General features: G+C 73.6%; 19 protein-coding genes. 10 read left to right on the top strand and 9 right to left on the bottom strand.

Annotated elements, in window-relative coordinates; translation table 11 throughout:
• Nucleotides 1-100 precede the first annotated feature (100 nt).
• Nucleotides 101-727, bottom strand: coding sequence for a DUF2238 domain-containing protein (locus AB0B35_RS02140; RefSeq protein ID WP_361039597.1), 627 nt, complete (start codon nucleotides 725-727; stop codon nucleotides 101-103).
• Nucleotides 728-792: 65 nt separating this feature from the next.
• Between AB0B35_RS02140 and AB0B35_RS02135 the strand changes: the two genes are divergently transcribed.
• Nucleotides 793-1,653, top strand: coding sequence for a GNAT family N-acetyltransferase (locus tag AB0B35_RS02135; protein ID WP_361039595.1), 861 nt, complete (start codon nucleotides 793-795; stop codon nucleotides 1,651-1,653).
• 247 nt (nucleotides 1,654-1,900) lie between these two features.
• The gene (locus tag AB0B35_RS02130) at nucleotides 1,901-2,071 is read left to right on the top strand and encodes a hypothetical protein (protein ID WP_361039592.1); all 171 of its coding nucleotides are present in this window, start codon (nucleotides 1,901-1,903) and stop codon (nucleotides 2,069-2,071) included.
• Between the two features lie 118 nt (nucleotides 2,072-2,189).
• On the opposite strand, the gene AB0B35_RS02125 is transcribed toward AB0B35_RS02130, so the two are convergent.
• Genes AB0B35_RS02125 through AB0B35_RS02115 form a run of 3 tightly spaced genes read right to left on the bottom strand, consistent with a single transcriptional unit; the run spans nucleotide 2,190 to nucleotide 3,959 of the window.
• Nucleotides 2,190-2,831 carry a hypothetical protein gene (locus tag AB0B35_RS02125; protein WP_361039589.1) on the bottom strand — a complete coding sequence of 214 codons (642 nt, stop codon included), beginning with the start codon at nucleotides 2,829-2,831 and terminating at the stop codon, nucleotides 2,190-2,192.
• A gap of 58 nt (nucleotides 2,832-2,889) precedes the next feature.
• Nucleotides 2,890-3,627: an alpha/beta fold hydrolase gene (locus AB0B35_RS02120; protein ID WP_361039586.1), complete on the bottom strand. Its 738-nt coding sequence runs from the start codon at nucleotides 3,625-3,627 to the stop codon at nucleotides 2,890-2,892.
• Between the two features lie 35 nt (nucleotides 3,628-3,662).
• The gene (locus tag AB0B35_RS02115; RefSeq protein ID WP_361039583.1) at nucleotides 3,663-3,959 is read right to left on the bottom strand and encodes an antibiotic biosynthesis monooxygenase family protein; all 297 of its coding nucleotides are present in this window, start codon (nucleotides 3,957-3,959) and stop codon (nucleotides 3,663-3,665) included.
• Nucleotides 3,960-4,016: 57 nt separating this feature from the next.
• On the opposite strand from AB0B35_RS02115, the gene pnuC reads away from it, so the two are divergent.
• The 3 genes from pnuC (at nucleotide 4,017) to AB0B35_RS02100 (ending at nucleotide 6,980) form a co-directional block, all read left to right on the top strand.
• Nucleotides 4,017-4,646, top strand: coding sequence for a nicotinamide riboside transporter PnuC (gene pnuC, locus AB0B35_RS02110; RefSeq protein ID WP_361039580.1), 630 nt, complete (start codon nucleotides 4,017-4,019; stop codon nucleotides 4,644-4,646).
• The gene (locus AB0B35_RS02105; RefSeq protein ID WP_361039577.1) at nucleotides 4,643-5,722 is read left to right on the top strand and encodes an AAA family ATPase; all 1,080 of its coding nucleotides are present in this window, start codon (nucleotides 4,643-4,645) and stop codon (nucleotides 5,720-5,722) included. Before pnuC ends, AB0B35_RS02105 begins: the two co-directional genes overlap by 4 nt.
• 247 nt (nucleotides 5,723-5,969) lie before the next feature.
• Nucleotides 5,970-6,980, top strand: a complete 1,011-nt coding sequence (locus tag AB0B35_RS02100) for a TerC family protein (protein ID WP_361039574.1) — start codon at nucleotides 5,970-5,972, stop codon at nucleotides 6,978-6,980.
• Between the two features lie 156 nt (nucleotides 6,981-7,136).
• Here the strand turns inward: AB0B35_RS02100 and AB0B35_RS02095 are convergent, their stop codons facing one another.
• The 3 genes from AB0B35_RS02095 to AB0B35_RS02085 all read right to left on the bottom strand — a co-directional run bounded on the left by AB0B35_RS02095 (nucleotide 7,137) and on the right by AB0B35_RS02085 (nucleotide 9,861).
• On the bottom strand, nucleotides 7,137-7,850 hold the full coding sequence (locus AB0B35_RS02095; RefSeq protein WP_361039572.1) for a C40 family peptidase: 714 nt from the start codon (nucleotides 7,848-7,850) through the stop codon (nucleotides 7,137-7,139).
• Between the two features lie 16 nt (nucleotides 7,851-7,866).
• Nucleotides 7,867-8,955, bottom strand: a complete 1,089-nt coding sequence (locus AB0B35_RS02090) for a dipeptide epimerase (RefSeq protein ID WP_361039570.1) — start codon at nucleotides 8,953-8,955, stop codon at nucleotides 7,867-7,869.
• A 69-nt stretch (nucleotides 8,956-9,024) separates the two neighbouring features.
• Complete coding sequence (locus AB0B35_RS02085) at nucleotides 9,025-9,861, bottom strand: serine hydrolase (protein ID WP_361039568.1); 837 nt, start codon at nucleotides 9,859-9,861, stop codon at nucleotides 9,025-9,027.
• 64 nt (nucleotides 9,862-9,925) lie between these two features.
• Between AB0B35_RS02085 and AB0B35_RS02080 the strand changes: the two genes are divergently transcribed.
• Nucleotides 9,926-10,585, top strand: a complete 660-nt coding sequence (locus AB0B35_RS02080; RefSeq protein ID WP_361039565.1) for a hypothetical protein — start codon at nucleotides 9,926-9,928, stop codon at nucleotides 10,583-10,585.
• 129 nt (nucleotides 10,586-10,714) lie between these two features.
• Here the strand turns inward: AB0B35_RS02080 and AB0B35_RS02075 are convergent, their stop codons facing one another.
• Complete coding sequence (locus AB0B35_RS02075) at nucleotides 10,715-11,371, bottom strand: lysoplasmalogenase (RefSeq protein WP_361039562.1); 657 nt, start codon at nucleotides 11,369-11,371, stop codon at nucleotides 10,715-10,717.
• Between the two features lie 312 nt (nucleotides 11,372-11,683).
• Nucleotides 11,684-13,546 (bottom strand): translational GTPase TypA, encoded by a 1,863-nt coding sequence (typA, locus tag AB0B35_RS02070; protein ID WP_360529267.1) that lies wholly within the window; start codon nucleotides 13,544-13,546, stop codon nucleotides 11,684-11,686.
• Nucleotides 13,547-13,657: 111 nt separating this feature from the next.
• Between typA and AB0B35_RS02065 the strand changes: the two genes are divergently transcribed.
• The 4 genes from AB0B35_RS02065 to AB0B35_RS02050 all read left to right on the top strand — a co-directional run bounded on the left by AB0B35_RS02065 (nucleotide 13,658) and on the right by AB0B35_RS02050 (nucleotide 21,779).
• Complete coding sequence (locus AB0B35_RS02065) at nucleotides 13,658-14,935, top strand: glucosaminidase domain-containing protein (protein ID WP_361039559.1); 1,278 nt, start codon at nucleotides 13,658-13,660, stop codon at nucleotides 14,933-14,935.
• A gap of 126 nt (nucleotides 14,936-15,061) precedes the next feature.
• Nucleotides 15,062-18,031, top strand: a complete 2,970-nt coding sequence (locus tag AB0B35_RS02060) for an ABC transporter permease (RefSeq protein WP_361039557.1) — start codon at nucleotides 15,062-15,064, stop codon at nucleotides 18,029-18,031.
• Nucleotides 18,028-20,958 carry an FtsX-like permease family protein gene (locus AB0B35_RS02055; protein WP_361039554.1) on the top strand — a complete coding sequence of 977 codons (2,931 nt, stop codon included), beginning with the start codon at nucleotides 18,028-18,030 and terminating at the stop codon, nucleotides 20,956-20,958. The genes AB0B35_RS02060 and AB0B35_RS02055 overlap by 4 nt, the downstream gene beginning before the upstream one ends.
• Nucleotides 20,955-21,779, top strand: a complete 825-nt coding sequence (locus tag AB0B35_RS02050; protein ID WP_360529255.1) for an ATP-binding cassette domain-containing protein — start codon at nucleotides 20,955-20,957, stop codon at nucleotides 21,777-21,779. Before AB0B35_RS02055 ends, AB0B35_RS02050 begins: the two co-directional genes overlap by 4 nt.
• The last annotated feature ends 172 nt before the right edge of the window (nucleotides 21,780-21,951 follow it).

The following is a 21,951-nucleotide window of genomic DNA, read 5'->3' as shown; positions in this document are numbered from 1 at the left end:
CCACAACGCCAGCGCCTGCCCCAGGGCGTCACACCCCCCCGGGCGGGCCTACATCTTTTTTGATGTGCCCACATCAAAAAAGATGTAGGCCCGCACAGTCCTATGCCTCCCGGCCGGGCCGCAGCGCGGCGGCAGTCGCGCCCAGGGCCGCGCCGAGCAGGGCCAGGGCCATGTCCTTCTGGGCATCCCACAGGTCACCCTGCTGGCCGTTGTAGGCCTCGGCGGCGTCCGGGGCCAGGGTCAGCGCGATGCCCCACTCGAACAGCTCGTACAGCGCGCCGGTCGAGACGATCACCTGCACCGCGTGCAGCCAGGCCCGGCCGCGCCCCGCGCCGCGCTCGCGCCAGGCGAGGACCAGCGCGGGAGCCAGCAGCAGCCCGTATCCGAAGTGGACCAGCCGGTCGAAGTGGTTGCGCCCGCCGGACGGGGCGATCCCGGTGACCGCCTGCCACCACTGCTCGTACGGGACGTACGAGTAGATCCAGCGGGCGGCCACCGTGTGCAGCGTCAGGAATACCAGCACCAGCACGAACGAGCCGAGTGGCAGCCGCAGCCGCCGTTGCGCGAGCAGCAGCCCGGCCACGGCCAGCACGGTGAGACTGTGGTGCAGTGCCTGCTCGACGGGCCAGCGGGGCCGCCACCACGACACGGCGACGATGACGGCGAAGACCAGCAGCGCGACCAGGTGGCCGCGGGGCAGCCGGGCGGTCGGGGAGGGGGTGTCCACGGCTGTCCATGCTGACAGGGCAAATCCAGTGCCGCCCGTCCCGAACTCGTCTAGGCTCGCGTCCCGTGACCGACGCTGACGCTCTCTTCGCCCCGCTGGCCGCCGACGCCGTGCCGGCCGTGTCCCGCTTGGCCGCCCGGTGCCTCGCCGTCGACGGCGGCCTGCCGCTGGCCGCGGGCGAGGGCTTCACCGGACGGCGGTACGCCGCCGAGGGCGGGCTCGCCATCGGCGCGTACGACCCGGACGGCACGCTCGTCGCCGCCGCCGCGATCCGGCCCACCGGCAGCACCGTCACCGGCACCGCGCTGGTCGACCCGGCCGCCCGCGGGCGCGGCCTGGGGGCCGCCGCGCTGGACTGGTGCCTGGCCGGGGCGGAGGTCATCGAGACCGAGTCGCTGACCGACGCCGCCGCGGCCCTGTTCGCCGGCCGCGGGCTGACCCAGACCTTCGCCGAGGACGTGATGCGCCACGACCTCAAGGAGATCCCCGACATCCCACCGCCCGACGGCGTACACCTCGTCGGCTGGGCCCCGGACACGGTGAGCCGGTTCCACGCCGCCTACCGGGCGGCGTTCGCGGACCGGCCCGGCTTCCCGGACTGGGACCTGGACCAGTGGACCGGCTGGCTGGTCGACGACGACTTCCGGCCGCCGTGGTCGCTGCTCGCGGTCGGCCCCGACGGCAGCGACCTCGGCTTCGTGGTCTGCGGCGACGGCTGGCTGGTGCAGGTCGGCACCACGCCCGCGGCGCGCGGCCAGGGCGTCGGCGCGGCCCTCACCGTCGCCGCGTTGCGGGCGGCCGCCACGGACGGCGCGTCCGAGATGCTGCTCGACGTGAACGTGAACAACCCCGGCGCGGCCACGCTCTACCACCGCCTCGGCTTCACCACCCTGGGCCGCCGCGCCCGCTTCGCCCGCCCGGCCTGACCCCGCCGGGTCGCGGCGTGGAGCCCATGCGCGGCGAATGAGGCGGGTGAAAGGTTTCGGCATCGACGATGCGGCAATAGGAGTGGCAAGGGCGGGCTGATTCCGCGACAGGCGATCGATGTGGATCGCCGTTCTCCTCGCGGGGTCGGCGCGACGCCCACATGCAGTGGGGCGGTTCGTGAACCGCGTACTCCGGGCTGCTTCGCTGCCGGTGTCGGCGCCCTCGGCAGACACCGAGGAGGTTTCGATGACCGAAGCCAGGCACAGCCGCGCGCAGTCGCCGGACGAGGCGGTAGCGGCGCGATCGCTGATGGCCGAGCAGCGGCGCATTGCCGCCGAGACGGGCTGGAGCACGTCCGGCGATGCCCTGCAGGCCGTCCGCAACCATCTGGTCGCCGTCATGGCGGCGACCAGATGACCGGTCCGCGGCGGGCAGAACGGTCCGCACGCGGCCGAGACCGTCGCGGGAGCCGATACGTCGGCTCCCGCGACGGCGTTTCGGCCATGTCGCCGTAGCGGGGACGGGTGGTGGCCGGTCAGATCCGGACGCGGGCCGCGTCGATCCAGGCGAGCACCCCGTGGGCGCGACTGCGGGCAGCCGCGGTGCGGGCCTGTTCGAGCAGCTCCGCCGCCTCCTCGTCGCGGCCCTCTTCGTAGGCGAGCTGGCCCAGTGCCAGTTGCGCCGCCGCGAGGCCCGGCAGGAATCCCAGTTCCTGGCGGATCCGGGCGGACTCCTCCAGCTTCTCCCGGCCACTCGCGCGGTCGCCCGCCTCCAGGTCGGCGAAGCCCAGGTGGCGCACCGCGTACGACCGCGTCAGCTCGTCACCGCTGTGCTGGGCCAGGTCGTAGGAGCGCTGCAGCAGCGGCCGGGCGGTGTCGGCGTCGTCGCGCACCACCTGGTGGAAGCAGCCGAGCCAGAACAGCGCCTCGCACTCGCCGCGCGCGTCGCCGAGCCGGGCGTAGAGTTCCGCGGCGCGCTCGAATGCGGGCAACTCGCCCGGGTCCTCCTCGCGCCGGTGCAGGAAGTCGGCGTGCAGCAGGCGGCCGCGGGCCAGCGACAGGTCGGCTTCGAGGCTGTCCAGGTCGCGGTGGGCGGGCTCGGTCGCCGTGGTGTCGCCGCCGAAGACGGCGTTCTCGTACGACTCGCCGGCGCGGGTCAGTCGTTCGTCCCCGTTCATGTCCACCAACCTAGTTGGACGGACGGTGCGCGCGCAGCCCCTGAATGAGCTGCCCGGATCAGTTCCGGGCGCGCGCGAGCGCCCATGCGCCGATGCGTTCCAGCAGCTCGTCGGGGGCGGCGTTCTCGGCGTGGCCGAAGCCGGACTCCAGCCACAGCTCCTTGGGCTCGGCGGCGTTGCCGTAGAGCTGCTCGGCGTGCTCGACGGGGAAGTACGCGTCGGCGTCACCGTGCACGACCAGCAGCGGGATCGGGGCGATCAGCCCGGCCACGGCGTACGGCGGGTCGGGCACCGGGTTCCAGCCGCCGGACGCGATCCGGGTGCGCAGCGCGACCCGGCCGACGAGCCGTCCCAGCCGCCGTTCCAGCACCCAGTGCACCCGCCGCATCGGCGGGGTGCCCCGGTAGTACCAGCGGGCCGGCCCGCTGACGGCCACCACGGCGTCGACGCCGCGGTGCAGCGCCGCGTGCCGGACCACGACGGACGCGCCCATGGAGAAGCCGACGGTGACGATGCGGCGGTAACCCAGCTCACGGGCCCAGGCGACGGCCGCCTCGACGTCGTGGATCTCCAGGTCGCCGACCGTGGACAGGCCGCCGGAACGGCCGTGGCCCCGGAAGTCGAAGCTGATCACACCGGCGTTCCGGCCGAAGACCCCGGCGGCGCGGCGGACGGCCTCGCGCCGCCAGGAGCCGGTGAAGCCGTGCGCGACGACGATCGCCAGCCCGGGGTCACCCGGGTCGTGGTGGGCGTCGATCCGTACGCCGTCGGCGGTGGTGAGGGTGCGGTCGGTCATGTCGGCGGTGCGCAAGCGGCCGGGCTCAGCGCGCGTCACTCACCGGCCAGGTCGGCGTAGTGCTCGACGAACGGCGGCTTGGCGAAGAACGGGCTGAGGATCGTGCGCCACTGGGTGAAGCGGTCCGTGTTGCGGAAGTTCTCCACGTGCGCCTCGACCGACTCCCACTCGACCAGCAGCACGAAGCGCGACGGCGACTCGACACCGCGGGTCATCCGCGTGGTGAGGCACCCCTCGGTGTCGGCGAGAATGGGCCGGGCCTGCGCGTACGCGGCGGCGAAGCCGTCCTCCTGGCCGGGCAGGACGTCGATCTGGGCGATCTCTAGCACCATGTCGATGATCCTCGCACGGCCGTCCGGCCCTGGCATGGGTGCCCTAGGGTGTCGCCCATGCTCGACTGGCTGCTCAGCACCGCTCTCACCGTGGCCGGCACGCCGATGACCTGGGCCGAGGTGCTCGGCTTCGGCACCGGGGTGCTCAACGTGTGGCTGCTGGTGCGCCAGAACGTCGCCAACTGGGCCGTCGGCATTCTCAACGTGGTGCTGTTGGGCGTGGTGTTCGTCACCTACGGCCTGTACGCCGACGCGAGCCTGCAGGTGGTCTACGTGGCGCTGGGGCTGCTCGGCTGGTGGCAGTGGCAACGCGGCGGGGAGCGCGGCGGCCGGCTGGAGGTGTCGCGGACCACCCGCGGCGAATGGACGGTGCTCGCGGTGGCGGGCGTGGCGGCGACCGCCGGGCTGTGGCTGATGCTGGACCGGGTCACCGACTCGACGGTGCCGCTGCCCGACGCGCTGACCACGGTGCTCTCGCTCGTCGCGACGTACCTGCAGACCCGCAAGAAGCTGGAGAGCTGGTGGATCTGGATCATCGCGGATCTGATCTACATCCCGCTCTACCTCTACAAGGACCTGTGGCTGACCGGAGCGCTCTACGTGGTGTTCCTGGGCCTGTGCGTGGCGGGCCTGCTGGCCTGGCAGAACGCGCTGCGGGCCCGGGTGGCCGAACCGGTGGCGGCATGACCCGCCCGTATGCCCACGGCATGGTGGTGGGCAAGTTCTACCCACCGCACGCCGGCCACCACCTGCTGATCCGGACGGCCGCCGCGGCCTGCGCGGCCGTCACCGTGGTGGTCGCGCCGTCGCGGCAGGAGTCGATCCCGCTGGACACCCGGCTGGACTGGCTGCGCGAGGAGCACGCGGACACCCCGTGGGTGCGCTTCGCGGGCCGCTACGACGACCTGCGGGTCGACTACGACGATCCGGCGGTGTGGGACGGGCACTGCGCCGTGTTCCGCGAGGCGGTCGGCGACCGCCCCGTGGACGCCGTGTTCAGTTCGGAGAAGTACGGCGACGAGCTGGCCCGCCGGTTCGGGGCGGTGCACGTGGAGGTCGACACGCCCCGCGTGGCCTGCCCGGTGTCGGGCACCGCGGTGCGCGCCGACCCGGTGGCGCACTGGGACCTGCTGTCGGCCCCGGTGCGGGCCTGGTTCACCCGCCGGGTGGTCGTGCTGGGGGCCGAGTCGACGGGCACCACCACGATGGCCGCGGCGCTCGCGGAGCACTACGCCGCGCGCGGCGGGGTCTGGGCGTCCACCCGCTGGGTCGCCGAGTACGGCCGGGAGCTGACCGCCCGCAAACTGGACCTGCTCCAGGCGGCCGATCCGGCGGCCACGGTGTTCGACGTGACCTGGGACCGTGCCGACTTCGTCGAGGTGGCACGGGCGCAGTCGGCCGCCGAGGACGCGGCCGCCCGGTCGGGCTCGCCGCTGTTGATCTCCGACACCGACGCCCTGGCGACCCAGGTTTGGGAAGAGCGTTACCTGGGCAGTTCGTCATCGCAGGTGCGCGCGCTGGCCCGGCGTCCTGATCTGTACCTGTTGACCTCGCCTGTCGGGGTCGCCTTCGACGACGACGGGCTGCGGGACGGGGAGCACCTGCGCGGCTGGATGACCGGCCGGTTCCGCGAGGTGCTCGCGGGCTCGGCCGCGCCGGTCGTGGAGTTGTCCGGATCACACGAGGTGCGGTTGAGGACGGCGGTGGCGGCGTGCGAGCAGGTGCTGAGCGCGGGCTGGAGGCTGGCTGCACCACTTGGCTGACCTGGCCGGATGTCCCGGATGACCCGATCGTCCGCCCGTGCGGGCGACCCCGTCTGGGTTTACAGGTTCGCGTGGTAAACAATAGAGAGACGCGGGAGGGGAGTATCCCTCACGACGGTGTCGTCAGCACGGCTCCCCCCGGCCACCATAGGCCTGGTGTGATCCCGGCATCGTCGGTCATCGGTGGCACACCGGTGGCAGGAGAGACCTCCGGGGCAAAAATGATGCCGACCGGAGGTCTGTTCATATGAACGTGTCCACTTGGGAATGGGCCGCCACCCTGATCGGGTTGCTGGCGCTGCTGACCTTCGACTTGATGATCATCGGGCGGCGCCCGCATGAGCCTTCAATGAAGGAGGCCACCGGCTGGGTGGTCTTCTATGTCGCACTGGCCTGCGCGTTCGGCGCCTGGATCTTCTACAACCACGGCTCGCAGTACGGCCAGGAGTTCTTCGCCGGCTGGGTCACCGAGTACAGCCTCTCCGTGGACAACCTGTTCGTCTTTGTGATCATCATGAGCCGGTTCGCGGTGCCCCGGATCTATCAGCAGAAGGTGCTGCTCATCGGCATCGTGCTGGCGCTGATCATGCGTGGCGCGTTCATCGCGGCAGGCGCTGCGCTGGTGTCGCGGTTCGTGTGGGTGTTCTACATCTTCGGCGTCTTCCTGATCTACACCGCGTACACGCTCACCAAGCACGGTGAGAGCGACGAGTCGGACTTCAAGGAGAACGCGCTGATCCGGTGGAGCCGCCGGGTGCTGCCGATCAGCAAGGAGTACAACGAAGCGAAGATGACCGTGGTGCAGAACGGCAAGCGCTTCTTCACCCCGATGCTCATCGTGATGATCGCCATCGGCACGACCGACCTGATCTTCGCGCTCGACTCCATCCCCGCGATCTTCGGCCTGACCAAGGAGCCGTTCCTGGTCTTCACCGCGAACGTGTTCGCCCTGATGGGCCTGCGCCAGCTGTACTTCCTGCTCGGCGGCCTGCTGGACCGGCTGGTCTACCTGTCGCTCGGCCTGGCCGCGGTGCTCGGCTTCATCGGCGTGAAGCTGATCATGGAAGCCCTGGCCGGCAACAACGTCCCGTTCATCAACGGCGGCGAGCCCATCACCGCGGTCCCGCACATCAGCATCGGCGTCTCGCTGGGCGTGATCATCGGCATCCTGGCCATCGCCACGGTCGCCAGCCTGATCAAGTCCTCCCGCGAGGCCAAGAACAACCACGAGGAGAAGTCCCCCACCCCGGTGGGCTGACCCGCGTCCGCACCCCAGAGAGCCCCGCCCCGGTCCGCCGGGCGGGGCGCTCTTATGCCCATGATCGCGATGATCTTGCGTGAACTGTTCCCGCTATGACCGCTTCGCTCGTGTCGTACCCACGGTTCGCACAAGATCGTCGCGGGGTGGGGGAGGTCAGGGGGTGAGGCGGCCGGCGCTGACCAGGGTGGCGACGCGGTTGGGGCGGAGTTGTTCTTCGACGACGGCGTAGGCGTCGCCGCAGGCGTGGAGCATGTGGCGACGGCCGTCGGGGGTCGGTGGGGTGGTCACGAAGCCGACGTGCTGGATGCGGCCGTCAGGGCGGGAGAAGAAGTAGAGGTCGCCGGGGCGTTCGGCGCCCAGCGGCACGTCGGCGGCGGCGGCGTGCTGGTCGTAGGCGTCGCGGGGCGTGGTCACGCCGAGCTGGCGGAAGGCCAGGTGGACCAGGCCGGAGCAGTCGATGCCGTACGGGGTCAGCCCGCCCCAGACATAGGGGACACCGAGCCAGGCACGGGCCACCTCCAGCGCGGCGAGGCCGTCGACCTCCGTGCCGCCGTCGGCGGACTCGCGCACGCTGAGCTGGTCCAGCGGCAGCCAGCCGGGGTAACCGCGTGGGTCGAGCCTGGCTGCGGGCTGCGCGGTGGCGACCACGCGGGCCCAGCCGTCGCGGATCTCCTCGATCAGCACCGGCTCGCCGTGCAGCAGCTGGGTGAGCACGCCGTCGTACAGGCGGCCGGTGTCGTCGAGGCCGGCCGCCCAGGACCGGAGGTCGCACTGCGGGCCGAGGGCCGCCGCGTCGACGCCCGGGCGAGGCGCGTCGGGGCGGGACCAGAGGGTCGCCACCGGGGCGGTCACCGTGGCGATCTTCATGCGGACACCTCGCGAATCACTCGGCCGAGCCCGGACTCGGCAGCGACACACCCAGGCCGGGGGCGTCGGGCAGGACCACCGTGGCGCCCTCGTAGCGGATGCCGCCGGAGACCGGCGAGGCCGACAGCCACCAGGCCGCGTCGAGGTCGCTGACGACCGTGGTCGGATGGGCCGCGACCAGGCTCGCCGCCGCGCCGATGCCGACCGGGCCCTCCATCATGGAGCCCACGCAGGTGCCCAGGCCGTGGGCGGTGGCCAGCTCCAGCAGCGTACGGGCCACGGTGAGCCCGCCGCTCTTGGCGAGTTTCACGTTGACCAGGTCGGCCGCCCGGCGGCGGATCACCTCGACCAGGTCGCGCAGGCCGAACACCGACTCGTCCGCCATGATCGGCAGGTCGGCGCGGGCGCTGACCCAGGCCAGGCCGTCCAGGTCGTGCCGGGCGACGGGCTGCTCGACCAGCTCGACCGGCAGGTCCAGCGCGGCGATGCGGTTGACGATGGTCACCGCCTCGCGCGGGGTCCAGCCCTGGTTGGCGTCCAGGCGCAGCCTCAGGCCGGGCTCCAGGGCGTCGCACACGGCGCGGATCCGGGCCAGGTCGCCTGCGGCGTCGGTGCCGACCTTGAGCTTCAGCACGGTGAAGCCTTCGGCCAGGCGCTGCTTGGCGGCGACGGCCAGCGCGCCCGCCTCGCCCGCGGACAGCGTCACGTCGGTGGGCACCGTCAGGTTCGTGCCGCCGAGCAGGCGTACCAGCGGAATGTCCAGACGGCGCGCGGCCAGGTCGTGCAGGGCGATCTCGACGGCCATCTTGGCGGCCTCGTTGCCCACCACGGCGCGGGCCATGTCGCGGCAGCGGGCGGCCAGGTCGTCGGGGTCGCGGCCCAGCAGCAGCGGGGCCATCATCTCCTCGACGCAGGCCTGCGAGCCGGCCAGGCTCGCCCCGGTCACCGCCCAGACCTGCGGGGCCTCGCCGAAGCCGGACCGCCCGTCGGCGTCGACCACCTCCACCAGCAGCGTCTCCACGGCGGTGGCCCGGCGCAGCGCGGTCACGAACGGGGTGTGCAGCGGCGCGGAGATCCGGCGCGTGCGAACTGCGGTGATCGACACGCTTTCGACCCTACTTCTGAAGCGGATGCTGCAGAAGCACCGATCGGTAACGACTGACCAGGGTGGCGGTCAGTTCGCGCCGAGCTGCGCCCAGCTCGCCGCCGCGATGCGGCCGAGCAGCGCGCAGGCGTCCGCGTCGGACACCTCGCCGGTGGTGCAGGCCGCCAGCAGGTACGGCGCGGCGTCCGGCGGGAAGATCAGCGCGCTGCTGTGCCGCTCACCGGTGACCCAGCCGTTCTTCAGCGCCACCCGGGTGCCCGCGGGCAGGCCCAGGTGCAGGTCGTCGCGGCACTGCTGGGCGGTCAGCACGTCGATCATCGCGGCGGACCCGGCGGCCGACGCCAGCCGCTCGTCGGCCAGCGCGCCGAACAGCGCGGCCAGGTCGGCGGCGGTGACCTCGTTGCTGATCCCGCTCTCCCGCGCCGGGTAGTCCTCGATGCCGCGGTCGGTGTGCGCCCGGGACGCGCCCGCGACCTGCCACACCTCGTTGACCTGCGCGAACGCCTGCTCGTTGGGGCCCAGCGCGCCGAGCACCAGGTTGGTGGCGAGGTTGGACGAGCGCACGATCATCCGCTCGATCAGCCAGCGCAGCGGCGCGCTGCCGCCGAGCCGGTCCCACACCTGCTGGTCGCTGTCGTACGCCGGGTCGTTGGTGTAGACCGGGGTGCCCGGCGCGGCGGAGCGGTGCTCGTTGTGCACGGGGATCTCGGCGTCCAGGTCGAGCCGGCCGGCCTCGGCGGCCCGCCAGGCGGCCGCCATCACCCCGACCTTCATGGTGCTGGCCGCGTAGTGCAGGTGGTGCTCGGCGCGCGCGAACACCGCGGACCCGTCGAGCGGGCCGCACCAGACCGAGGCGGTGCCCGGGAAGGCGTCGAGTTCGGGCGTGAGGCTCTGCAGCGTGATCACGGTTTGGCAGCGTACCCACTTCCGGGGCGGCGGCATGCCCCGGGCTGCACTAGAGTCCCGCGCCGTGACCGAACTGATCCCCTCATACCTCTCTTCACCGGTGCAGCAGCCGGACCGCACATACCGCTGCCAGAACTGCGGCTGCAGCCCGGCCGCGGAGATGACCTTCCGCGGCCACCGCGGCTTGATCATCATGATGCAGTTCCTCAAGGAGCGCGGGACCTACTGCCGCACCTGCGGACTGGCGATCTTCCGCACCATGACCAGCCGCACCCTGGTGCAGGGCTGGTGGGGCTGGGCGTCGTTCATCATCACGCCGTTCATCCTGCTGATGAACCTGTTCGCGCGCCGCAAGCTGGACCGGCTCACCGAGCCGGTCCCGGCCCCCGACGGCTCGTCGGGTGTGCCGTGGAACCCGGGCAAGCCCGTCTACCAGCGGGCCACCATCGTCGGCCTGCTCGTCCCGCTGGCTCTGGTGGGGCTGGTCGCGGTCGCCGTCGTGGCCGGTGACCCGGCGAACAAGATCGGCAAGTGCGTCGTCGCCAGCGGCTCCGACGTCGAGTTCGTCGACTGCGGCCAGCCGAACCAGGGCATGGTGACGAAGGTCGTCGGCGACGAGAGCCAGTGCCCGTCCGACACGATCGGCGTCGTGGAGGAGACCCACACCCGGCGCGGCCGGACCACCAGCGTCGACATCTACTGCCTCGCCGCCGACCCGTCCTGACGGCTCCGGGCGTCGCGCTTGTCATAGACGCTGGCCTATGGCATCGACTGTCCGTCCCGCGGAGTCGACGTCATAGGCCAGCGTCTATGAAATTCGGGCCGGGGCCGTGTCGTGCGGCCCCGTACGCGGTCAGGCCGGGCGGCGCTCGGCCCAGCCGGTGGCCAGCAGGAACTGCGCCGCGATGTAGGTGACCATCACCCAGACCGGCGGGCCGGGGATGGTGAACGCGTCGGCGACGCGCACCGCGATCAGCAAGTCGGAGATCAGGAACAGGCCGCCGCCGAGCGCGGTGCGCCAGCCGAAGGCCGACGCCAGCGCGGCGGTCGACGACAGCAGCGTGCCGTAGACGGCCATCGGCACGGCCAGCCCCGCCTCGGACAGCGCGGGCCACAGCCAGGTCAGCGCGCCGACCAGGAAGATCGCGTACCCGATCGGGACCAGCAGCATGGGGAACCGGCGCACCCGGGCGAGCGCCCCGTTGCGGACGAAGGTCGTCACGTAGCAGACGTGCGCGGTGCCGAACAGCGCCATGCCGGTGATGAACGCGGTGCTGCCCTCGAACTGCAGTGCCACGTCACCGGCCCAGGAGAACAGCAGCGCGGCCAGGATGCCGGTGGTCGGCGGCACGCCCTTGCCTCGCTGGTTCAGGAAGTACCACAGCGCCAGCAGGGGCAGCAGCAGCGGCTTGGTCGCCCAGTCCAGCGGCTTGCTCCCGATACCGGCGGCGAGGATGTTGAGCACCGAGGCGAGGCCGAAAAGCCCCAGCACCAGCCGGTCTGCGCGCATTGTGGATCTCCCGAGGGTCGAGGGTCCGCGCAGCATACCCACCAGTAGCCCTCGCCCGACACCCCCGCCCCGGCCCGCCCCGCGCCTCGGGTTGATCATGAACTTATGGCACGGCTCGACGGCGAGTCGTGCCCATAACTTCATGATCGATCGTGGTCGCCGGCGGCGCCGGGGCCCGTACCGTAGATGATCATGAGGTTGTGGCAGTGACGCGCCGTTGACCCGTGCCATAAGTTCATGATCAACGCGACGGGGAAGGCCCCCGCTGCGCGTGGGGCGCGGCGGGGGCCTTGGCGGTTGGTGCGGGGTGGGTCAGGCGTGCTTGCGGCGGGCGGCGATGCGGCCGCGCTGGGTCTGGTCGAGGATGACCTTGCGGATGCGTACCGCGGCCGGGGTGACCTCGACGCACTCGTCCTCGCGGCAGAACTCCAGGGCCTGCTCCAGGGAGAGCTTGCGCGGCGGGATCAGCTTCTCGGTCTCGTCCGAGGTGGAAGCCCGCATGTTGGTGAGCTTCTTTTCCTTGGTGATGTTGACGTCCATGTCGTCGGAGCGCGAGTTCTCGCCGACGATCATGCCCTCGTACACCTCGACGGTCGGCTCGACGAACAGCGTGCCGCGCTCCTGGAGGTTGGTCATCGCGAACGCGGTCACCACGCCCGAGCGGTCGGCGACCAGCGAGCCGTTGTTGCGCGTGCGCAGCTCGCCGAACCACGGCTCGTACTTCTCGAAGACGTGGTGCAGGATGCCGGTGCCGCGGGTGTCGGTCAGGAACTCGGTCCGGAAGCCGATCAGGCCGCGGGCCGGGACCAGCCACTCCATCCGGATCCAGCCGGTGCCGTGGTTGACCATCTGCTCCATGCGGCCCTTGCGGGTGGCCAGCAGCTGGGTGATCACACCGAGGTGCTCCTCGGGAGAGTCGATGGTCAGGCGCTCGACCGGCTCGCACAGCTTGCCGTCGATGTCCTTGGTGACCACCTGCGGCTTGCCGACGGTCAGCTCGTACGACTCACGGCGCATCTGCTCGACCAGGATGGCCAGCGCCAGCTCGCCGCGGCCCTGCACCTCCCAGGCGTCGGGGCGCTCGGTCGGCAGGATGCGCAGCGACACGTTGCCGATGAGCTCCTTGTCGAGCCGGTCCTTGACCATGCGCGCGGTGACCTTGGCGCCCTTGACCCGGCCGACCAGCGGCGAGGTGTTGGTGCCGATGGTCATCGAGATGGCCGGCTCGTCGACGGTGATCAGCGGCAGCGGGATCGGGTTCTCCGCGTCGGCCAGCGTCTCACCGATCATGATGTCGGCGATGCCGGCGACGGCGATGATGTCGCCGGGGCCCGCCTCCTCGGCCGGCTTGCGCTCCAGCGCCTCGGTCATCAGCAGCTCGGAGATGCGCACGTTCTGCTGGGTGCCGTCGGTCTTGCACCAGGTGACGGTCTGGCCCTTGCGGATGCGGCCCTCCCGGACCCGGCACAGCGCGAGGCGGCCCAGGAACGGCGAGGCGTCGAGGTTGGTGACGTGCGCCTGCAGCGGCGCGCCCTCGGTGTAGGTCGGCGCCGGGATGGTGTCGAGCAGCGCCTGGAACAGCGGCTGCAGCGAGTCGCTGTCGGTGGGGACCTTGCCGTCCTCCGGCTGGGTCAGCGAGGCGATGCCGTCGCGGGCGCAGGCGTACACGATCGGGAAGTCGATCTGCGACTCGTCGGCGTCGAGGTCGAGGAACAGCTCGTAGGTGTCGTCCACGACCTCCTTGATCCGCGCGTCGGGCCGGTCCACCTTGTTGATGACCAGGATGATCGGCATGCGGGCCTTGAGCGCCTTGCGCAGCACGAAGCGGGTCTGCGGCAGCGGGCCCTCGGAGGCGTCCACCAGCAGGATGACGCCGTCGACCATGGTCAGGCCGCGCTCGACCTCACCGCCGAAGTCGGCGTGGCCGGGAGTGTCGATGATGTTGATGGTGACCTGCTCGCCGCTCTCGCCGACGTACTTGACGGCGGTGTTCTTGGCGAGGATCGTGATGCCCTTCTCCCGCTCCAGATCGCCGGAGTCCATGACCCGGTCAGCGGCCGCGGCGCGCGCGTGGAAGGCGCCGGCCTGCGTGAGCATGGCATCGACGAGCGTGGTCTTGCCGTGGTCGACGTGGGCGACGATCGCGACGTTACGGAGATCGGGGCGGGTAAGCATGGCTCCATTGTCCGGCAGGCGTGATCCAAAATAGCGGTCGGGGTCGTTCGGGTGGCGGGTATCACCCGGATGAATGGGTGTCTTTCGCGCCTAAGTTCCGTTATTGGTGGTATGTCGGCCACGCCGCGTACGGTCCTGCGCACCGCTCTGTTGACGCCCTTCCTGCTGCTCGCCGCGATTCCGGCCCCGCTGGCCGCGGCGGCGGCCCCCCGCGCCGTGCCCGCCGCGGCGGTGCCGGCCGTGTCCGGTGGGCTGCCGGCCGCGATCGCCGATCCGACAGCGCCGAGCGCGCGCATCAACACCGACGGCGGCGTGGTGAGCGTGCGGTCCGGCCCCGCCACGGACAAGCGGGCCATGGCCTCCCTCGGCGACGACACCCGGGTCGCGGTGCACTGCAAGGTGTGGGGCGAGCAGATCACGGGCACCGAGCGGCGCTCGGCGTACTGGATGCGCGTCGGGGCGGACCGCTACCTGCCGGACGCGTTCCTGGCCTGGCCGGCGGCCCGGCCCGAGGTGGCCTGGTGCGGGTCCGGCAGCACCGGCGCGGTCACCGCGCGGGTCGCCACCGGCGGCTCGGTGCTCAACATGCGCCGCGAAGCGGGCACGGGCGCGGCGCGGCTCGGCACGGTCGACGACGGTCAGGCGCTGGCCGTGCTGTGCCAGGCCACCGGGGAGCAGGCCGCCGGTTCGGCCGTCTGGCTGCGGCTGGCCGGCGGCCGGTACGTCGCCGAGTCGTTCGTGCGCTGGTCACCGCAGCGGCCCTGGCTGCCCTGGTGCGGGCAGGAGCCCGTGCGGGTGCCGCCTACGTCGTCGGGCGACTTCGTCGAGCAGGCGTCCGCCCCGGCGCAGGCCGCGGCGCGTACGAGCGGCGTACCCGCCTCGGTGCTGGTGGCCCAGGCGGTCGACGCGTCGGACTGGGGCCGGGCCGCGCCCGCCCGCCGCGACCACAACTACTTCGGCACGGCCTGCGCCGCTCCACCGGAGATCCGCCCGGCCGCGGCTGACGGGCAGCCCGCCGAGAACCCCTCGAACGGGGCGGCGTCGCCTGGAGCCCCGCACCGGTCCGCAGGCCCGCAGCCGGGAACTGCTGCGCAGCCGGGCGCGAATCCGCGGGCCGACGCGCGGCACGCGGCCGTCATGCTGGGCTGCCGGGCCTACGAGGGGACCTCGCTGCGGGCGTACCGCGATGAGGCCGACTCGTTCGCCGACCACGCGGCGCTGCTGGCCCGCGTGCCGCAGCACGTCCGGGCGCTGGGCCACGCCGGTGACCCGGAGCGCTTCGTGCGGGAGTTGCAGGCCGCCGGATATCCGGGCGGGGCCCGCCACGCCGACCGGATCATCGACCTGATGCGCCGCTACGACCTCTACCGGCTGGACGCCGTGCGTTAGCCAGTCACCCGTCCGGGCGACCCGCCACCAGCCGATCGGCCACAAACGGCACGCGGCGTCAACCGCCTGTCGGGCCTTGATCGCTTATGGCATGGCGGTCACCACGGGTTCGGGCAGAGGTTGGCGATGGTTCGGCTGGTATTGAGCGCGATCCGGGAGCGGCTGGGCGAGACGGCGCTGCTGGGTGTGCTGGCCGCGCTGGTGGTGGCCGTGGGTGTGGCGGGTCCGCTGTACGCCGACGCCGCCGCCCGCAACGTTCTGGCCGCCTCCGCGGCGGCGGCCACTCCGGGCGAGCAGAGCCTCACCGTCACCGTGGAGATGACCGCCCGCAACGGGATCGCGGCCGCGCTCGCCGAACTGCGCGGCTCCATCGCGGTGGTCCCGGCGGGCCCTGGCGTGCGCGAGATCCGGGGCGGCTACCGCCGCGGCGCGGTCACCCCCCGGGAAGCCGGTGCGCCGATCGAGATCCTGCTCGCCGCCCGCGACGACGTCTGCGCGCACCTGGCCCTGACCGGCTCCTGCCCGGCGCAGCCGGGCGAGGTGGCGCTGGCCGCGACGACCGCGCGCCGGCTCGGGCTCGCCGCGGGCGACACGTTCGCGTTCCAGGTCCAGCCCACGGCTCCACCGGCCACGCTGCGGGTGACCGGGGTGTACGACGTGGACGGCGCCGGGGGTGGGCTCACCGACCCGTACTGGGCGGGCCGGCGCGAGCTGACCCCGGTGCCCCTGCGCGTGGAGAATCCGGTCTTCACCGTGCCCGACACCCTGCAGACGCTCGGCGCAGACACCTTCCAGGCGACCCTCGACCACGTCGCCGACCTCACCGCGATGAGCCCCGACGACGTCGACGCCCTGGCCCGGACGCTGCGCTCGGCCGAGGAGCCGGGGCGTGGCATCGCTGTCACCGGAGGCCTGTCGCGGCTGCTCCCGCAGATCATCGCGGACCGTGACAAGGTCGCCGTGCCCGTGGTGGTCGGGGCCGTGCTGCTGCTCGGGGTCGCCTGGTGGGTGCTGCTGCTCGGGGCCGGCCACGCGGCCGCCGAACGGCGTACCCAGGCGGTGCTCGGGGCGCTGCGTGGCGCGCCGGCCCGGCACCGGGCCGCGCTGACGGCCGGGCCCGGGGTGCTGACCGTGCTGGTCGCCCTGCCGGTCGGGCTGGTTCTGGGCCGGCTGCTGGCACAACTGCTGGCGTGGGCCACCATGTCCGCGCCGGGGCCGGTGCCGCTGTCGGCGACCGCGCTGGCGGTGGCCGGCGGGCTCACCCTGGCCGTGCTGGTCAGCGTGGTGTTCGCGCAGGTCCGGGTGCACCGGGGCGGCGTGCTCGACGCGCTGCGGCAGGTGCCCGCCCGACGCGGCGCGGCAGGCGGTGCCGCGGTCGTCGTCGTGGTGGTCCTTGCCGTCGCGGCGACCTGGCAGCTGCGCAACGGCGACGCCGAGGTGCTCGGTCTGGCCGAGACGGTGCTGCCCGCCGCCGCGCCGGTGCTCGTCCTGGTCGCGGCGGGACTGGTCGCCGCGCGGTCGGTGCGCCCGCTGGCGGGCCTGCTCGGCCGGGCCGCGCTGCGGGTGGGACGGGTGGGCACGGCGCTCGGCGCCCTGTCGGCCGCGCGCCGGCCCGGCATGGACCGGCTGGTCGCCCTCGTCGTCATCGTGGTGGCGCTGCTCGGCCATGCCGCGTACGGCTGGCAGGCGCTGCAGGCCGCCGAGCAGGAGCAGGCCCGGCTGGCGCTGGGCGCGGCCGAGGTGGTCCGGGTCCGCGCGCCGTCCCGGGCCGCGCTGCTGCACCTGGTGCGCGAGGCCGACCCGGCGGGCGACTGGGCGATGGCGGTGGCCCGTCAGGAGTCGTCGACCGGCACGACCGTCGCCGTCGACGCCGCCCGCCTGGCCCGGGTCGCGTACTGGCCGTCCGGCGCCGGTGTCGCGGCCGACCGGGTGGCGCGGCAGTTGCGCCCGCCCGCCAATCCCTCGGTCCGGATCACCGGGGCGACACTGCTGCTCGACCTCACCATGCCGGACACGATGCACATCGACCTTCCGCTGACCGCTGTGCTGGACGGGCCGGGCGGCGAGCCGGTCACCGCCACGGCGGCCGTCGTCCCCGGTTCGGGACGGCACACGCTGCGGCTGGACGTGCCGGTGTGCGCGGGCGGCGGCTGCCGGCTGGCCTGGTTGAGCTTCCGCCTCGACCCCGGCGGCCTGGTGCTGCACGGCATCGCCCAGGCCGCCCCGGACGCGGTGGTCGCCGACGCGGCCGCGATGACCGACCCGGCCCGCTGGCGGACCACGATCGGCGCGGCGGGGGTGACCCTGTCGCCACTGCCCGGCGGGCTGTCGGTCGACTACGAGCCGGTCGACCCGCGCTACCCGGACCCGGAGGTGCGGGTGCAGGTCGCCGACGTGCCGCTGCCGGTGCCCGCCGTGCTGGCGGGGGAGGAACGGCTCGCGCACGACCGCACCGTGGTCCGCGGCGAGCTGCTCAGCCCGCTGCGCCGCCCCGTCGACGTGGTCGCCGCGGCACCCGCCCTGCCCGGGGTCGGCACGCAAGGGCTGCTGGTCGACCTGGAGTACGCCGACCGGGCGAACGACAGCACCGACAACATCGCCGACCTGCAGGTATGGCTCGCGCCGGACGCTCCCGCCGACGCGGTGGACCGGCTGCGCGCCACCGGCCTGGTGTTCGTGTCGGCGGAGACCGCCGCGCAGCGCACCGAGCAGCGGCTCGCCGTCGGGCAGGGGCCGGGTTCGCGGTTCCGCTTCGGCGCGGCTCTGCTGGCGGTGCTGCTGGTGATGGTGGCGGTGGTGCTGGTGGGCGCCGTCGACGGGCCGCGGCGCGGGGCCGAGCTGGCCGCGCTGCGGACGCAGGGCGTGCCGCAGCGTTCGGTGCGCCGGGCCACCCGCAGCGGCTACCTGCTGATCGTCGCCGCGGCGGCCGCCGGTGGCGGGCTGCTCGGCGGGGCGGCCGCGGACGACTCGCCCGCCTCATCGGTGTTGCCGATCTCCGTGCTGGTGGCAGCGGGTCTGCTGCTGACCGCCACGGCGTACGTCGTGGGCACCCGGCTGTCCCGGGTCACCGGACTGGACCTGGAGGACGGCCGATGACGACGCTGCTGTGGGAGATGATCCGCGAGCGGCGCGCCGCCGCCCTGATCACGTTCCTGCTCACCCTCGCCGCGGCCGCGGCCGCCGCCGGTGGCCCGGTCTACCACGCCGCGGCGGCGCAGTCGCTGCGGCTGGACCAGATCGCGCAGGCCCCGGTGACCGAGCGCGTCCTGACGGCCTCGCAACTGACCAGCGCCGACGAGGCGACCGAGGCCCGGTCCACCACGCTGCCCTACGTCGCGCACATGCGCACCGTGTACGGGCTGCAGCTGCAGGGCGCGGCCGGCGGAGCACAGGCGACCGACGCCCTGCTCGCGGCGCGCAGCGGGGTGTGCCGGGAACTGGCCGTGACCGCGGGGCGGTGCGCGGTCGCCGACCGGGAGGCGGTGCTGCCCGACGGCGCGCTGGAGCTGCTGGGCGTACGCCTCGGCGGGGTGCTGGCGTTCAGCGCCCCGGGCGGGGACCCGGTGCGATTCACCGTCGTGGGCACCTACCGCCGCCCGGACGCCGCCGACCCGTACTGGGCCGACCGGGTCTCGCTGCTAGGCGTCGAGCAGCCGGTGCTGTTCGTCACCGACCGCTCGCTGGAAGGCTTCGGCGGCCAGGCGACCAGGACCGTCGACCTGGTGGCCGAGCCCGCGGCGTTCGCCGACACGGCGGGGCTGGCCGGGCGGATCGAGGAAGCGTTCAAGCAGCTCAGAGCCGGGGGGTACGCCGGGAGCACGCTGATGCCCGACCTCGGCGAGCGCATCGAGCAGGGCGACCGGATGCTGGCGGACACGGTCACCGTGGCCGCCGTGCCGCTCATTCTGATCTGCTGGTTCGTGCTGTTCCTGGCCGTCGCCGCCGGCGTCGACCAGCGGCGTGAGGAGCTGGGCCTGGCCGCGTTGCGCGGCACGCCCGGCCGGCTGCGCTGGGCGCTGCCGTTCGGCGAGGTGGCCGTGCCGGTGCTGGCCGCCGCGGTGCCCGGCCTGCTCGCCGGGTACGCGGCCACGGCGGCGCTGGTCAAGGTGGTGCTGCCCGGCAGCACGGTGCAGTGGGACGGAACCTCGCTGCGCTACACCGCGCTGGCGGTGCTCGGGGCCCTGCTCGCGGGTGCGTTCGCCCAGGTCGGCGCGTTGCGTACGCCGGTGCTGGGGCTGCTGCGGCGCAGCGGCTCCCCGCGGCGGGGCCGGTTCGCGACGGCGCTGGAGGTGGCCGTGGGCAGCCTCGCCGCGGTCGCCGGTTACCAGGCCGCCGCGGCGGGCGACGCGGGCGGCATCGGCCTGCTCGCGCCGGTCTGCCTCGGGCTCGCCTGCGGTCTGCTCGGGGCTCGGCTGCTGCCCCTGGTGGCGGCGCGGGTGGCGCGCTCGGCGCTGCGGCGGGGCCGCTGGCGCACCGGTCTGGCCGGGTTCGCGCTGGCCCGGGTGCCGGGCACGGGGCGGCTGGTGGTGCTGGTGACGGTCGTGTTCGGGCTGCTCGGCTTCGCGGTCACCGCGTACGACACGGCCGGGCGGGCCTGGGACGAGCGGGCGCGGGTGCAGACCGGCGCGGCCCGGGTGGCCGTGGTGCAGAACGCGTCCGCGGTGCAGCTGCGCTCGGCCGTGGACGCGGCCGACCCGGACCGGCGCTTCGCGATGGCGGTCGCCCGGTACAAGGGCAACCAGCTGCCGAACATCATCGCGGTGGACACCACGCGGCTGGCGCGGGTGGCGAACTGGCCCGACAGTGCCGGCATGGCACCCGGTGCGGTGGCCGGCCTGCTGCGGCCGGTCGAGCCGACAGCGATCATGTTCCGCGCGCGCAAGCTGGTCGTCGAGGTGACCGTGGACAGCCCCGACCCCGAGCTCTCGCTGCAGCTGCGGGTGCTGGTGATCTCGGACCGCGGGCTGCGGCACGACCTGCGCATGCCCGGTCTGCGGCCCGGCCCGCAGCGGCTCGAAGCAGACGCCACACTCTGCGACCCGGAGCCGTGCCGCCTGGACGAGATCCAGCTCCAGAACATGCGGACCGACCAGCCCCGCTTCGACGCCACCATCCACGCGATCCGCGACGAGACCGGCCGGGTGCTGCTGGACGCCGCCGCGCTGGGCGACGTGCGGCGTTGGTCGCAGCCGCCCGCCAGCGCGGCCCGCCCGGTCCCGGCACTGCGGGGCACGCCGGAGGGCCTGCGGATCTCGGTCGACTCCGCGGTCGCCGCGGACATGCGGCTGTCCTCGGCGGCGCTGCCCGGCCCGCTGCCGATGGCGGTCACCGGCCCGCTGCGCTCGCCGCTGCTCACCGCCACCGGCGGCATGGAGCTGCCGGTGACCGCGGTCGCCACGCTCGGCGCGGTGCCCCGCTTCGGGCCGCAGGGCGCGCTGCTCGACTTCGACGTAGCCGAGTACGTGCTAGGCCGCGGCACCGCGCTGACCCAGCCGGAGGTGTGGCTGTCCGCCGACGCGCCCGCCGACGCCGTGGACCGACTGCGCCGGGCCGGGCTCACGGTGTCTGAGGAGTACACCGTGGCGCAGCGGCGCGCGCAGATCAGCGCCGCGCCTCGGCTCGGGCTGTGGTTCGCGCTGGCGGTGGCCGCGTTCGCGGTGCTGTTGGCCGCGATCGGGCTGCCCGCCCTGGCGATGTTCGAGCGGCCCGGTGGCGACAGCGGGCTGTCGGTGCTCGGCGAGCAGGGCGTCCGGACCCGTACCCTGCTGCTGGTCTCGGCCGGCAGCCGGAGCGCGCTGGCGCTGGCGGCAGCCGTGGCGGGCCTCGGCTCGGCGGCGCTGGCCTGGGCGCTGGCGCGCACGGTGCTGCCGGTCTTCTCCGACGGCGACACCACGTTCACCCCGCCCGTGCTGCCGGAGCCCGGCGCGGTCGCGGGACCGGTGGCCGCCGCGTGCGCGGTGCTGCTGTTGGGCTGCTGGTCGGCGGCGCACGTGGTGCGTCGGCGCAGGGAGGAGGAGCAGTGACGGGACTGGCCGTGCGGTGCCGCCGGGTGCTGCACATCTACCGGGCCGACGGCGGCGACGTGGTCGCGCTGTCCGGCGTGGACCTCGACATCGCGGCGGGGGAGAAGCTCGCCCTGGTCGGGCCGTCGGGTTCGGGCAAGTCGACGCTGATCGCGCTGCTGTCCGGCCTGATGCGGCCCAGCGCCGGGCAGGTGCGGATCGGGCCGGTCGACATCGGCCGGGTCAGTGACGCCGAGCTGGCCCGGATGCGGGGGACCGACCTGGGCGTGGTGCTGCAGGGGGCGCGGCGCAACCTGCTGCCGTACGCCTCCGTGCTGTCCAACATCTGGCTGGCCCAGCGCCGGGCGGCGCAGGTGCGCCCGGCCGACGTGGAGCGCCCCGAGCGCATCCTGTCCCTGCTCGGGCTGGTCGGCATGGGCCACCGCCGGGTGCGCGACCTGCCGCCAGGAGCCGCGCAGCGGGTCGCCATCGCGGTCGGCGTGGCCGCCTCGCCTGGCCTGCTGCTCATCGACGAACCCACCAGCCGCCTCGACCGCGAGGCCCGTGACGAGGTGCTCGACGCGCTCGACACCATCAACCGGGAACGCGGCACCACCATCGTGGCGGTCACCCACGACCCGGACGTCGGCGCGCGCCTGGGCCGGGCGGTGACCATCCGGGACGGCCGGGTCGGCGCGGAGGGCCGCGAGGGCCGCGAGTTCGCCGTGGTCGCCTCCGACGGCACCGTGCAGCTCCCGCCGGAGGTCCTGGAGAACGTGCCCCCCGGCACGCTGCTCGTGGTCGAGCAGGGTGACGGCCGCCTGAGCCTGGTCATCGAGTGACGGTCCACCCGCCGCGCCGCGGTCCAAGATCGTTCGATTTGCCTGGCACACGTGGGTAAGCGGGCCCAAGATACGCACAGGTGCCCGGCAAGCCGGATGATCATGGCGGCGCGAGGCCCGGTACGCGTCGGATGACCTTGGGCGGGGGTGGGCGTTCCGGGGCAGGGGTGGG

Source organism: Catellatospora sp. NPDC049133 (genome assembly GCF_040648455.1).
Taxonomy (GTDB): domain Bacteria; phylum Actinomycetota; class Actinomycetes; order Mycobacteriales; family Micromonosporaceae; genus Catellatospora; species Catellatospora aurea.
Note: the sequence above shows the minus strand (reverse complement) of the source record. Positions and strands in the feature narration are given on the sequence as shown.